The 13,415-nt window shown below is 65.6% G+C and carries 14 protein-coding genes; 13 read left to right on the top strand and 1 reads right to left on the bottom strand.

Translation table 11 applies throughout. From position 1 onward, the window contains the following. Positions 1 to 3 precede the first annotated feature (3 nt). The 7 genes from YP76_RS03695 (at position 4) to ribH (ending at position 6,175) form a co-directional block, all read left to right on the top strand. Positions 4 to 1,269, top strand: a complete 1,266-nt coding sequence (locus tag YP76_RS03695; RefSeq protein WP_046762219.1) for a DUF445 domain-containing protein — start codon at positions 4 to 6, stop codon at positions 1,267 to 1,269. Between the two features lie 116 nt (positions 1,270 to 1,385). After that, positions 1,386 to 2,084, top strand: a complete 699-nt coding sequence (locus tag YP76_RS03690) for an energy transducer TonB (protein ID WP_046762218.1) — start codon at positions 1,386 to 1,388, stop codon at positions 2,082 to 2,084. Between the two features lie 23 nt (positions 2,085 to 2,107). Then, positions 2,108 to 2,623 (top strand): hypothetical protein, encoded by a 516-nt coding sequence (locus tag YP76_RS03685; protein ID WP_046762217.1) that lies wholly within the window; start codon positions 2,108 to 2,110, stop codon positions 2,621 to 2,623. After that, entirely contained in the window at positions 2,620 to 3,633 is a 1,014-nt protein-coding gene (gene ribD / locus YP76_RS03680) for a bifunctional diaminohydroxyphosphoribosylaminopyrimidine deaminase/5-amino-6-(5-phosphoribosylamino)uracil reductase RibD (RefSeq protein ID WP_269748615.1), read from the top strand. The genes YP76_RS03685 and ribD overlap by 4 nt, the downstream gene beginning before the upstream one ends. A 106-nt stretch (positions 3,634 to 3,739) precedes the next feature. Continuing rightward, a complete protein-coding gene (locus tag YP76_RS03675; protein ID WP_046762215.1) occupies positions 3,740 to 4,354 on the top strand; it encodes a riboflavin synthase in 615 nt (204 codons plus the stop codon). 103 nt (positions 4,355 to 4,457) lie between these two features. After that, a complete protein-coding gene (gene ribB / locus YP76_RS03670; protein WP_046762214.1) occupies positions 4,458 to 5,741 on the top strand; it encodes a 3,4-dihydroxy-2-butanone-4-phosphate synthase in 1,284 nt (427 codons plus the stop codon). 11 nt (positions 5,742 to 5,752) lie between these two features. Further along, positions 5,753 to 6,175, top strand: a complete 423-nt coding sequence (gene ribH, locus YP76_RS03665) for a 6,7-dimethyl-8-ribityllumazine synthase (RefSeq protein ID WP_046762213.1) — start codon at positions 5,753 to 5,755, stop codon at positions 6,173 to 6,175. 54 nt (positions 6,176 to 6,229) lie between these two features. Here the strand turns inward: ribH and YP76_RS03660 are convergent, their stop codons facing one another. Beyond that, the gene (locus YP76_RS03660; protein WP_046762212.1) at positions 6,230 to 7,312 is read right to left on the bottom strand and encodes an alkene reductase; all 1,083 of its coding nucleotides are present in this window, start codon (positions 7,310 to 7,312) and stop codon (positions 6,230 to 6,232) included. A 212-nt stretch (positions 7,313 to 7,524) separates the two neighbouring features. On the opposite strand from YP76_RS03660, the gene YP76_RS03655 reads away from it, so the two are divergent. The 6 genes from YP76_RS03655 (at position 7,525) to YP76_RS03630 (ending at position 13,335) form a co-directional block, all read left to right on the top strand. Continuing rightward, positions 7,525 to 8,190: a COQ9 family protein gene (locus YP76_RS03655; protein WP_046762211.1), complete on the top strand. Its 666-nt coding sequence runs from the start codon at positions 7,525 to 7,527 to the stop codon at positions 8,188 to 8,190. An 88-nt stretch (positions 8,191 to 8,278) separates the two neighbouring features. Continuing rightward, entirely contained in the window at positions 8,279 to 8,551 is a 273-nt protein-coding gene (locus tag YP76_RS03650) for a FeoA family protein (protein ID WP_046762210.1), read from the top strand. Beyond that, positions 8,548 to 10,422 carry a ferrous iron transporter B gene (gene feoB, locus YP76_RS03645; protein WP_046762209.1) on the top strand — a complete coding sequence of 625 codons (1,875 nt, stop codon included), beginning with the start codon at positions 8,548 to 8,550 and terminating at the stop codon, positions 10,420 to 10,422. Before YP76_RS03650 ends, feoB begins: the two co-directional genes overlap by 4 nt. Before the next feature lie 26 nt (positions 10,423 to 10,448). Then, positions 10,449 to 11,021 carry a single-stranded DNA-binding protein gene (gene ssb, locus YP76_RS03640; protein WP_046762208.1) on the top strand — a complete coding sequence of 191 codons (573 nt, stop codon included), beginning with the start codon at positions 10,449 to 10,451 and terminating at the stop codon, positions 11,019 to 11,021. 202 nt (positions 11,022 to 11,223) lie between these two features. Next, positions 11,224 to 12,813, top strand: a complete 1,590-nt coding sequence (gene purH, locus YP76_RS03635; RefSeq protein ID WP_046762207.1) for a bifunctional phosphoribosylaminoimidazolecarboxamide formyltransferase/IMP cyclohydrolase — start codon at positions 11,224 to 11,226, stop codon at positions 12,811 to 12,813. Positions 12,814 to 12,993: 180 nt separating this feature from the next. Then, positions 12,994 to 13,335: a UrcA family protein gene (locus tag YP76_RS03630; protein ID WP_046762206.1), complete on the top strand. Its 342-nt coding sequence runs from the start codon at positions 12,994 to 12,996 to the stop codon at positions 13,333 to 13,335. Positions 13,336 to 13,415 lie beyond the last annotated feature (80 nt).

Below are 13,415 nucleotides of genomic sequence, written 5' to 3'. Positions count from 1 at the left end.
GTGATGAAGTTGCTCGCCCTGCCCCGGCCCGATGCCGACAGCCCCATCCATCCGGCGCGGCGCATGCGGCTGGTGGCCACGGGCATGCTGATGGCGATGGCGGCGCTCTTCCTCGCCGCCCGGGCCACCGCACATCTTCATCCCGCAATCGGCTTCGTCCAGGCCTTTGCCGAGGCGGCGATGGTCGGCGGCCTGGCCGACTGGTTCGCCGTGACGGCGCTGTTTCGTCATCCGCTCGGCCTGCCGATCCCGCACACCGCGATCATCCCCCGCAACAAGGACCGGATCGGGGACACGCTCGCTCTTTTCCTGCGCGACAATTTCCTGACACCCGCCGTGGTCGCCCGGCGAATGCAGCGGCTGGACATGGCCGGTGCGGCGGGGCGATTCCTGTCCAGCCCGTCCGGCGGCGACGGCAGGCTGCGCGAGGGCGCCTCCCGCCTCGCCGCCGACATATTGGAGGCACTGGACCAGGAACGCCTCGGCGGCATGGTGAAGGGCACCATCGCCCATCGGCTGCGCGCCATGAACCTCGCCCCCCTGATCGGGCAGGCGTTGGAAGCGGCCATGCGCGATGGCCGCCATGCCCCGGTGATGGACGGCATCATTCACTGGGCCGACCGTACGCTGGAGGCGAACGACCATCTGATCCGCCAGATGGTGCATGACCGATCGGGCAAGATATTGCGCTGGACCGGCCTCGACGAGAATCTTGCCAATGCGATCATCGACGGTCTGCGCAGGCTGCTCGCCGACATGGCCGACGATCCCGGCCACAGCCTGCGGCTGAAGGCGGAGGAAGGCATGGCAAAGCTCGCCGCCGACTTGCAATTCGATCCGGAGACGCAGGCCCGCGTCGCCCGCGTCCGCGACGAGATCGTCGACAATCCGGCAATGCAGCGCTGGATCGACGGCCTGTGGGAGCAGGCGCGCACAGGCCTGCTGCGGGCGGTGCGCGATCCGGGCAAGGCGATGGCCGGGCGGCTGGGCGAAGCGCTGCGCCAACTGGGCGGCACGCTTCAGGACGATGCCCGGCTGCGACTGCTGATCAACCGCTTCATGCGCCGTGCCGCCGTGGGGGCCACGGCCAGCTATGGCGACTCGATCGTCAAGCTGGTCAGCGAAACCGTGCGCGGCTGGGACGCGGGCACCGTCACCAGCCGGCTGGAACATGCGGTCGGCCGCGACCTGCAATATATCCGCATCAACGGTACGCTGGTCGGCGGGCTGGTCGGCCTTGCCCTCCACGCGATCGACACCCTGCTGTAAACCGCTTTCCGCAAAGGTCATCGCCTCCTCAAAATTAATGTTGCAACATATCATAGGAAAATGTTGTATCATCACATTGCGATCCCATGGAGAATCGCGCAACTGGAGGGTGCGATATGCGACTGATGATGTTGCGGACAGCAGGCGGGGCGACAGGCGGCGAAGGATCTTCCGGCTACCGCAGCGGCGGCCGGTCCCCGATCGGCATAGGCGGCGCGGTGGCCATCCATGCGCTGGCGGCCGGGATATTCCTGCTGATGCCCAAGGAAATGATCGACACCTTCAAGCCGGACATATTGAGGACCTATGCCGTGCCGGACGATCCGCCGCCTCCGGAACAGACGCCGCCGGAAACCGAAAGCAAGGTCGAGCCGCAATCCCATCCGACCGTGGTGGAAAAACCGGTCGTCACCCCTCCCCCGTCCGAGACGGGCTACAAGGCCGAAGCCAAGCCCTTTGCCGGCATGGACAATGGCAAGGGAATCGAGATCACGCCACCGGTCACGCCGCCCATGCCCGATCCGGTGCTGGTCGACGCCTCGATCGATCCGCGCGCCCTCGCCGCCTTTCAACCCGACTATCCCGGCACGATGGTCCGGCAGGGAATGGAGGGCAAGGTCACCGTCCGCGTGACCATCGCCGCGGACGGCCATGTCATCGACATCGAACGATTGTCGGCCACCGATGAATCCTTCTGGCTCACCACCCAGCGCCACGCCTTGCGCAAATGGCGTTTCCGCCCGGCGACTCGGGATGGGTTGGCGGTCAGTTCGACCAAGGTGCTGACGGTCTATTTCCGCCTCGCAGACGTCTGAAATCAAAGCAAAGGGGGCCGGTCATGACCGCGTTGGACAACAGCGCTTTTGCATCCGGCCCCGGCTTGCCCTATATCGGCGCCATGGCGATCTTCCCCCGTCCGGTGTCCCCCAAGAGCGCGCTCAGCGACCTGTGGAGCTATTTTGGCAAGGACCAACCCCATAAATGGCCGTTGCTGGGCCTGTCCGTCGCGCTCACCTGGGTCATCATCTGGGCCTTCATCGTCGACGCCAACACCAACACCATGCCGACCCGCAACAAGATCATCTATGTCGAGAGCTGGGACGCCAACCGGTCCGACGCCGCGATCATCCTCCAGCAGAAGATCGACCTCGCCAAAAGCGAGGCTGCGCTGGCCAAGGAGCAGAAGCGGATGCAGGGATTCGCGGACGCCTTCGGCATCGAGTGGAAGGAAGAAGCCGCCCGCAACGGCGCGCGTCGCAAGGAGGCGTTGAAATATGTCAACGCCCAGCTCGACGCCCGGCTTGCCAAGGCGGAGGCGGACGAAAAGCGCGGGGCGGGAGCGAGCCAGCCCTGAGCACCCGTTCCAAAGCCGTCGTTCCGCCCGCCGATCCCGCAACGGACCGGCGCTTCATGGCTGTCGCCATCGCCCTGTCGGAACGCGGGCGCGGCCTTTCGACGCCCAATCCCAATGTCGGCTGCCTGATCGTCAAGGACGGCCGGGTCGTCGGACGCGGCTGGACGCAGAAGGGCGGCCGCCCCCATGCCGAGGCGCAGGCACTGGACGAAGCGATGGACCGCGCGCGGGGCGCCACCGCCTATGTGACGCTGGAACCATGTTTCCACCTTTCCCCGCGTGGCCCGCGCTGCGCCGATCTGATGGTCCGTGCCGGGGTGCGCCGCGTCGTCATCGCGCTGCGCGATCCCGATCCGCGCACCGACGGGCAGGGCGCCGCCTGGCTGCGCAAGCGCGGCATCGCCGTCGAAATGGGGCTGATGGCGGAGGAAGCCGCCGCCGCGATGTGCGGCTTCGTGCTGCGCCAGACGCTCGGCCGCCCGGCGGTCACGCTCAAGCTCGGCCTGTCGCTGGACGGGCGGATCGCGCTCAGCGACGGATCCAGCCGCTGGATCACCGGCCCAGACGCCCGTGCCCATGCCCATCTGGAACGGGCGCGCCATGACGCCATATTGGTGGGCGGCGGCACGCTGCGCGCCGATGCGCCGCGCCTCGACGTGCGCTTGGCCGGTCTGGAAGACCGCTCGCCCCGTCGCCTGCTGCTCAGCCATGGCGATGCGCCGGAGGGATGGGAACGGATCGCCACGCCGGAGGATATTGCCGCCTTGGCCCATGTCGACCACCTTCTGGTCGAAGGCGGCGCCCGCACCGCCGCCGCCTTCCTGCGCGCCGATCTGGTCGACCGCCTGCTGCTCTACCGCGCGCCGATCGTGATCGGCAAAGGGCTGGCGGGCATCGGCGATATCGGCCTGACCGACCTTGCCGAGGCGCATGGCAGGTGGCGCCTCAGCGACGAACGACGATTGGGCCATGACCGGCTGGAAGTGTACGGGAGAAGCCGGAAGGCATAGAGCGCGTCCTTGCTTTCCGCGATTTCCGCGCCTTCAGATGTTCCATCTTATGTGAAATCGCTCTAGATCACGGCGCACGTCCCACGGAATTGACAGGCCCCGCTTCATGTTCACCGGCATCATCACCGACATCGGCACCATCCGCGCGGCGGACCAGCGCGGCGACCTGCGCCTCGTCATCGGCTGCGCCTATGACATGGAAGGCGTCGCCATCGGCGCATCGATCGCCTGTTCGGGTGCCTGCCTGACCGTGGTGGAAAAGGGGCCCGACTGGTTCGCGGTCGACCTGTCCGCCGAAACCGTCGCCCGCACCGCACCGGACCTGTGGAAGGTGGGCGGCCGCCTCAACCTCGAACGCGCGCTGAAGGTCGGGGATGAGCTGGGCGGCCATATCGTCACCGGCCATGTCGACGGTATCGGCATCTTGGTGTCAGCCACGGCAGAGGGCGATTCGACCCGCCTCGTCATCGCCGCGCCCGCCGCACTGGCACCAGCCCTGGCCGCCAAGGGATCGATCACTGTCGACGGCATCTCGCTGACGGTCAACATGGTGGAGGATCAGCCCGACGGCGGCGTGCATTTCGGCCTGAACATCATTCCCCACACCGCAGCCGCGACGACGCTGGATGGCCTGCCCAAAGGACGCGCCTTCAATCTGGAGATCGATGTGCTGGCCCGCTATCTCGACCGCATGCAGGCGTTGCGCAACCGGGCAGCCTGACCGGGCCGAACAAAATGCAGTGCGCGATGTGATTTGTGCTTGAACAAATCACATCGCAGTGTGATATGCGCTCCACGTCCCAGATCGGGAAAGGAGTCGTTCCGTGTCATCAGCCCTCATCGATACCGTCCGTTCGCTCGTCACCGATGGTGGCCTGTCCCGTTCCGGTCTGGCCCGCGCCGCCGGGCTGCATGCCAATTCGCTGCGCAAGCTGGGCGAGAGCGACTGGAACCCGACCGCCGAAACGCTGGGGAAGCTGGAAGCCTATCTCGCCAAGCGGGAGGGCGGCACCGCGCTCGCCTCACCCGAGGAGATCATCAACGAAGCCCGCAACGGCCGCATGTTCATTCTGGTCGATGACGAGGATCGGGAAAATGAGGGCGATCTGGTGATCCCGGCGCAGATGGCGACACCCGATGCGATCAATTTCATGGCGACGCATGGCCGCGGCCTTATCTGCCTGGCGCTGACCAAGGACCGGGTCGATCATCTGGGCCTGGGCCTGATGAGCCGCAACAACGGCACCCGGCATGAAACCGCCTTCACCGTGTCGATCGAGGCGCGCGAAGGCGTCACCACCGGCATCAGCGCCGCCGACCGCGCCCGCACCATCTCCGTCGCGATCGACGGATCGAAGAGCCGCGAGGATATCGTCACCCCGGGCCATGTCTTCCCCCTGGTGGCCAAGGACGGCGGCGTGCTGGTGCGCACCGGCCATACCGAGGCGGCGGTGGACGTGGCGCGGCTGGCCGGCCTCAACCCGTCCGGCGTCATCTGCGAGGTGATGAAGGACGACGGCACCATGGCGCGCCTGGACGACCTCATCCCCTTCGCCCAGAAGCACAAGATGAAGATCGGCACGATCCGCGATCTGATCGCCTATCGCCGCCGGCATGATCATATGGTCGAACGCCGTGCCGAAACCGTCTTCCGCAGCCAGTGGGGCGGCGACTGGAAAGCGATCAGCTTCTACAACAAGGCGACCCAGACCGAGCAGCTCGTGCTGCAGAAGGGCAATGTCAGCCCCGACGAACCGACGCTGGTCCGCATGCACCAGCTTTCGCTGCTGGACGATGTCTACGGCGCCAACGGGTCGCGCAACGGCCTGCTCGCCAAGTCGATGGAACTGATCGCCGACCATGGATCGGGCATCATCGTCGCCCTGACGAGCCAGGCGCCGGGCGAATTCATCAGCCGCATCCTGCGCCATCATGCCGGACAGCCCGGCTCCGGCATGGACGAATTGCGCGACTATGGCGTGGGTGCGCAGATCCTGGCGGACCTTGGCGTGCACGACATGATCCTGCTCACCAACAGCCACCACAGCCTGATCGCGCTTGACGGCTATGACCTGGCCGTGGTTGGGCAGCGGGCAATCGAGCTTTAAGGGGATATATCGTGGCCAAGTTCCTGATTGTCGAGGCACGCTTCTACGACCATCTCAACGACCTGCTGATCGAAGGCGCCGTCGCTGCGCTGGACGATGAAGGGCATAAATATGAGGTGGTGACGGTTCCGGGCGCGCTGGAAATTCCCGGCGCGGTGGCGCTGGCGGCGGAAACCGGCCGCTATGACGGCTTTATCGCGATCGGCGTGGTGATCCGCGGCGAAACCTATCATTTCGAAGTGGTGTCGAACGAGAGCGCGCGCGGGCTGATGGCGCTCAGCATGGACGGCATTCCGATCGGCAACGGCATATTGACGGTCGAGAATGAAGCCCAGGCGCTGACCCGCGCGAAAAAGCAGGAAAAGGACAAGGGTGGCGAAGCCGCCAAGGCGGCCATGGCCATGCTCGCCCTGCGCGAGAAATTCGCCGTCTGAACCCGCGATCGCCGACGGAGAAAAGGGCCGCCCGATGGAGCGGCCCTTTTTCGTTCAGGCCACCTTTTCCAGCGCCGGGTAATCGACATAGCCTTCGGCGCCCTGCGTATATAATGTCTCCTCCTGCAACGGGTTGAGCGATGCGCCGGACGACAGCCGTTCCGGCAGGTCCGGATTGGCAATGAAGGGCCGGCCGAAGCTGATCGCCTGCGCCAGCCCGCTGTCCAGATCGGCCTGGGCCCGGGCCGTGTCATAGTCGCTGTTGAGGACCAGCGGCCCCGCATAATGCTGGCGGATGAGCGGCGACTGGCGCGGCACATTGGTGGCGCCGCGCGTGCCGTCGGGCCGCAATTCGCGCAGTTCGAGGAAGGCAAGCCCGATCGGGTCCAGCGCCTTCGCCACCGCGAGCGACAGGCTGGCGGGATCGCTGTCGTCGGTGCCCTGCGTGTCACCGTTCAGCGACAGGCGCACCGCTGTCCGGTCCGCACCGATGGCATCGGCCACCGCCTGCGTGATCTCCCGCAGCAGACGCACACGATTTTCCGGCGGACCGCCATAGGCGTCCTCCCGCCTGTTGACGCCGTCGCGCAGGAATTCATCGATCAGATAGCCGTTGGCGCCGTGGATCTGAACCCCGTCGAATCCGGCCTCGATCGCGTTGCGCGCGGCGGTCACATAGGTCTGGATGACATCGGGAATTTCCTCGACGTCCAGCGCGCGCGGCTGCTCATAGGATTTGTTGCCCTCATAGGTGTGCGCACGGCCGGGCGCCGTGATCGGGCTGGGGGATACCGGCTGCTCGCCCGTCACGCTGCTATGCACCAGCCGCCCCATATGCCAGAGCTGGGCGAAGATGCGTCCGCCCGCCTCGTGCACGGCCGCCGTCACCGGTTTCCAGCCCTGGACCTGCTCGGCCGACCACAGGCCCGCCGCATAGGGCCAGCCCAGACCCTGCTGCGAGACGCCGACGCCCTCGCTGATGATCAGCCCCGCCGAAGCGCGCTGGCGATAATAATCCGCCATGATCGACGTCGGCACATGGTCGCGGGTCGCACGGGCGCGGGTCAGCGGCGCCATCAGCACGCGGTTGGAGGCCTGGATGGCGCCAAGTCGCACCGGTTCGAACAGATTGGCCATGACATATTCCCTCTTTGAAGTTGCATATTGCAACTGGATTCACCGATGCCAGCTAAGCGACCATCGTGGCCGCTTCAACCCTCTTTCCTTTGGTGACCCCACCAAGATTTGCTTTCCCTGTGCCGAGTCTGGCTAATATCATCCCGCACCGGAACCAGGCCCCAGCGGCGCTGAGGCTTGTGCGCCCGCCCGGCGGCGCGTAGAACCCGGCCATGACACCGACGCACCAAGATATGACGCTGGACGAAGTGCGTGCCGCGCTTGCCCCCATATTGCCCCGCCACGCCGCCTTCGATGGCTGGCGCGCGGAGGCGGTGACCATGGCGGCGGAGCAGTGCGGCATCGACTCCGACATCGCGGCGCTGGCCTTTCCGGGTGGGGCGATGGACATAATCGACGCCTGGTTCGCCAGCATCGACATGCGGATGCTGGATGCGCTGGCGCCGGAAAAACTCGCCACGCTCTCGATTCGCAGACGCATCATCTCGCTCATCGAAACCCGCCTCACCCTTCTGGCGCGCGACCGCGAAGCGTTGCGCCGGGCGCAGGCGATCCTCGCCATGCCTCGCCATGCCGCCCGTGCCGCCAAGCTCGGCTGGCGCGCGGCGGACGGCATGTGGCGCGCGGCGGGCGACGAGACGACCGATCTCAACCATTATACCAAGCGCCTGACGCTGGCCGGCGTTTATGCCGCGACCCTGCTGGTTTTCGTCGATGACGAGAGCGAGGATTGGACCGAAACCCGTGCTTTCCTGGCCCGCCGGATCGAGGGCGTGATGCGGTTCGAACGCGCCAAGGCGCAGTGGAAGGGGATAGGCGGCGGCGAACGCCTCAGCCTGTCGCGCTTCATCGGCCGGCTGCGTTACCCCGCCATATAATCCGCGGCGGACCGGTACGGATTCACGCTGGCCTTTTCCAATCGGTATTGATAGTCACTCGCAGAAGTAAATGACGAGTGCCTTACCCTTGCGCCTGACCGACCTGCCGCTGCGCCAACCCGCTTATGTGGACCTGATCGACTGGAACGCCCTGTCCGCGTCCGACGGACAACGACTCCGCGAATTCGGCCTGTGTGAAGGAGCCAGCGTGGAGGCATTGCACCATGGCGGGCTGCTGGGCCGCGGTCCCATCGCGTGCAAGGTCGGTCGCATGACGATTGCCATGCGCCGTAACCATGCCGCCGCCATAACGGTCCGGACGGGGCCGCAGGACGGGCTTCGGGCGGACGACGAGGCATGACCGGCCTGCCGTTGATCGCGCTGGTCGGCAATCCCAATGCCGGCAAGAGCGCCCTGTTCAATGCGCTTACGGGCGCACGGCAGAAGCTGGGCAACTATCCCGGCGTCACGGTGGAACGCAAGGCGGGCCGTTTCTCCCTGTCGGACGGCCGTCCGATCGAACTGGTCGACCTGCCCGGCACCTACAGCCTCAACCCCACCAGCCCCGACGAGCAGGTGACGCGCGACGTCATCCTGGGCAAGCAGGCGGGCGAGCGCCTGCCCGATGCGCTGGTGGTGGTGGTCGACGCCTCCAACCTCGACAATCATCTGCGCTTCGCGCTGGAACTGATCGCACTGGGCCTGCCGACCATCGTCGCGCTCAACATGGTCGATCTAGCCACCCGCGACGGGCTGGAACTCGACGCCCACATCCTCTCGCGCGAGTTGGGTGTGCCGGTGATCTCCACCGTCGCCGTGCGCAAGCGCGGCCTCGATCATCTGCGGACCGAACTGGAATCCATGCTCGACGCGAATGCAGGCAGGGTCCGGCCTTCGGGCGAACACCGTGATTTCGAAGGTCTGCGCCAGGAAGCGCGTCGCATAGCGCGCTCCGCCATCGTCCGCGAAACCCCGTCGCGCCGCCTGACCGCCGCCGTCGACCGGGTGGCGCTGCATCCCACGGCCGGGCTGATCCTGCTGCTCGCGCTGCTGTTCGTGATGTTCCAGGCGGTCTATGCCTGGTCGGAAGCGCCGATCGCGATGATCGAGGGCCTCGTCACCTCCGCCGGCGACGCGGTGGCGGCAACGCTGCCGGACGGTCTGCTGCGCTCCTTCCTGGTCGATGGCGTGATCAACGGCGTGGGATCGGTCATCACCTTCCTGCCGCAGATCCTGATCCTCTTCTTCTTCATCCTGATGCTGGAGGCGACCGGCTATATGGTCCGCGCCGCCTTCCTGATGGACGGGTTGATGGCGAGGGTGGGGCTGTCGGGCCGCGCCTTCATTCCTCTCCTCTCCTCCTTCGCCTGCGCGGTGCCGGGGATCATGGCGACCCGCACCATATCCGATCCCAAGGACCGGCTGACCACGATCCTGATCGCGCCGCTGATGACCTGTTCGGCGCGCCTGCCGGTCTATGCGGTGATCATCGGCGCCTTCATCCCGGCGCGCACAGTAGCACTGGGATTTGGGCCTTTGGGCATCGGCTTGCAGGGGCTGGTTCTCTTCTGCCTCTATATTTCGGGGATCGTCGGCGCGATGCTGGCGGCGCTGGTGCTGCGCCGTACCGTGACCAAGGGAGCGAGCGGCGGTTTCCTGATGGAAATGCCCAAATATCAGTGGCCCCGCCCGCAGGACATCATCCTGGGCCTGTGGCAGCGCGCGGTGATCTTCCTCAAGCGTGCAGGCACGATCATCTTCACCTCGACCGTGATCCTCTGGATGCTGCTCAGTTTCCCCAAGGCGCCGGAGCATGGCGGCGTCAGCCAGGTCAATTATTCGGTCGCCGGGCGCATCGCCAATGGGCTCAACGTCGTGCTGGAGCCGATCGGCTTCAACCGCGACATCTCGCTGGCGCTGATCCCCGCCATGGCCGCCCGCGAAGTGGCGGTATCGGCCCTGGCGACGGTCTATTCGCTCGACGCGGATGAGGATGAGGCGAAGCTGGAGCGGAGCCTGGGCGATCGACTCAAGGACAAATGGCCGCTGCCGACAGCACTCGCCTTCCTCGCCTGGTTCGTCTTCGCGCCGCAGTGCATTTCCACCATCGCCGTCACCCGGCGCGAGACCAATGGCTGGAAATGGCCGCTGTTCATGATCGGCTATCTTTTTGTGCTGGCCTATGCCGCCGCGGGCCTCACCTACTGGACCGCCACCGTGGCGGGGCTATAAGGGCCAGCTAAAGTATCGGAGGAAACATGGCGGGTTCGGTCAACAAGGTCATTCTGGTGGGCAATCTGGGCGCGGACCCGGAAGTCCGCAGCTTCCAGAATGGCGGCAAGGTGTGCAATATTCGCATTGCGACCTCCGAAACATGGAAGGACCGCAATTCGGGGGAGCGCAAGGAGCGCACCGAATGGCACAGCGTCGCGATCTTCTCCGAAGGTCTGGCCGGTGTCGCCGAACGCTATCTGCGCAAGGGCAGCAAGGTCTATGTCGAGGGCAAGCTGCAAACCCGCAAGTGGCAGGACCAGTCGGGCAATGACCGCTACACCACCGAAGTCGTGTTGCAGGGGCCGAGCGCGGTGCTGACCATGCTGGACGGCGCGCCGGGCGGTGGCGGCGGCCAGGGCGGCGGCTTTGGCGGTGGCGGCCGCTCCCAGGGCGGCGGCGACTGGAGCGGCGGATCGAGCGGCTTTGGCGGCGGCGATTATGACGATTTCAGCGGCGGTGGCTTCGGCGGCGCCTCCGGCCGTTCGTCGGGAAGCGGTCGCGGCAGCACGGGCGGCCCGAATTTCGACAACGACCTGGACGATGAAGTGCCGTTCTGACGGCATTGACCCCGTAAAGCAGAGAAAGCGCCTCCAACCGCCAGGCTGAGGCGCTTTTTTCTTTGGCGGTGGATGGGCGATGGCGACGCATCGCACATGGTCGTTCCATGCGGAGCGGTGCAATGTTCCCTTTCACTCCAAATGGCTCTAGAGGGCTGCGGCAAGCCTGAGCGGCACCCGAACAGCAGCAGGAAGCACCTTCATGTCAGACGTCACCATCAAACGCGCCCTCCTTTCCGTGTCGGACAAGTCCGGCCTCATCGAACTGGGCCAGGCACTGGGCAAGCATGGCGTCGAACTGGTATCGACCGGCGGCACGGCCAAGGCGCTGCGCGAGGCGGGGTTGGAGGTGAAGGATATTTCCGACCTCACCGGCTTTCCCGAGATGATGGACGGCCGCGTCAAGACGCTCCACCCCAAGGTCCATGGCGGCCTGCTCGCCGTGCGCGACAATCCCGATCACGTCGCATCGATGAACGAGCATGAGATCGGCGCGATCGATCTGGTGGTCGTCAACCTCTATCCCTTCGCCGCCACTGTCGCCAAGGGGGCGGGGCGCGAGGAGATCATCGAGAATATCGACATTGGCGGCCCCTCCATGGTCCGTTCGGCGGCGAAGAATCATGAAAGCGTGGCGATCGTCACCGATCCCGCCGATTATGCCCGTCTGATCGCGGAAATGGAGGAGAAGGGCGGCGCGACCAGCTATGATTTCCGCCGCATGCTCGCGGCCAAGGCCTATGCCGCCACCGCCGCCTATGATTCGATGATCGCAAGCTGGTTCGCCTTCGCCGATCAGGGCGTGCAGTTCCCCGAAAGCCTTTCGGTCTCCAGCAAGCTGGGGTCGACGCTGCGCTATGGTGAAAACCCGCACCAGTCGGCTGCGCTGTACCTGCCGGTCGGTCCTGGCGCGAACGGCATCGCGCAGGCGCAGCAAATCCAGGGCAAGGAACTGAGCTACAATAATTACAACGATGCCGACGCCGCGCTGGAACTGGTCAGCGAGTTCCGCGACGGCCCGCCGACCGTGGTGATCGTCAAGCACGCCAACCCGTGCGGCGTCGCCACAGGCGCCACGCTGATCGAGGCCTATGAAGCCGCGCTCGCCTGCGACAGCGTATCCGCCTTCGGCGGCATCATCGCCGTCAACCGCCCGCTCGATGGTCCCACCGCCGAAGCGATCAGCGGCATCTTCACCGAAGTCGTCGCCGCGCCTGGCGCCGATGATGATGCCAGGGCGATCTTCGCGAAGAAGAAGAATCTCCGCCTGCTGCTGACGGGCGAACTGCCCGATCCGGCGCGTAACGGCCTCCAGATCAAGAGCATTGCCGGCGGCCTTTTGGTGCAGGGCCGCGACAATGGCCGCATCAGCCGCGATCAGCTCAAGGTCGTGACCAGGCGCGCGCCGACACAGCAGGAACTCGACGACTGCCTGTTCGCCTGGACCGTCGCCAAGCATGTGAAGTCGAACGCCATCGTCTATGCCCAGGGCAACAGCACGGCCGGCATCGGCGCAGGCCAGATGAACCGCCTCGAATCCGCCCGCATCGCCGCCTGGAAGGCGAAGGATGCCGCCGAAAAGGCGGGCTGGGCACAGCCACGCACCATCGGTTCGGCGGTGGCATCCGATGCCTTCTTCCCCTTTGCCGACGGCCTGCTGGCAGCGGTCGAGGCGGGCGCGACGGCGGTGATCCAGCCGGGCGGTTCGATCCGGGACGAGGAAGTGATCGCGGCGGCCGACGAAGCGGGTCTGGCGATGGTCTTCACCGGCATGCGCCACTTCCGCCATTGATGAAAATGACGCGGATGCGAAGGGGCGATCGATCCTTTCGCATCCGCAAAAATAGCGGTTTTCAGCCAATTTTTGCGAACTGGCCCTTTCCAACTGCCTGCATGAAGCTTATTTGAAGGGGTGACCCCACTCCCACGTCAGGCGTTGGGCAGACCGATAATGTTCGACAGGAGAAACAGGATGACCAGAAAGACGCTGGTGGCGCTGGCCGCCACGATGACGCTTGCCTTGCCCGCCGCCAACGCCTTTGCCGGCATCAACGACATGGATGTGGTCGTCGACGGCCGTGCGGGAACGGAAACCCGCAGCATTGCCGTGCCGATGGGCGATCTCAACCTCGCCAGCACGCATGGCGTCCGTGTGGCGGACAGCCGGATCACCAAGGCCGCCAAGAAGGTGTGCGGCTGGATGAACGGCTCGATCGTGCCCGCCACGCCCGACTATCGCGCCTGTTTCGGCGACGCGCTGGATGGCGCGCGCGCCGATCTCGATACGCTGATCAAGTCCCAGCGCCAAGGTTGATCCCTTTTCCTGAATGATCGACGCCGGTGGACATATATCCGTCGGCGTCGCCTCATCTTGCATTGTTACCGGCTATTAAC

It is taken from the genome of Sphingobium chungbukense (assembly GCF_001005725.1).
In the GTDB taxonomy this organism is placed as follows: Bacteria; Pseudomonadota; Alphaproteobacteria; order Sphingomonadales; family Sphingomonadaceae; genus Sphingobium; species Sphingobium chungbukense.
Note: the sequence above shows the minus strand (reverse complement) of the source record. Positions and strands in the feature narration are given on the sequence as shown.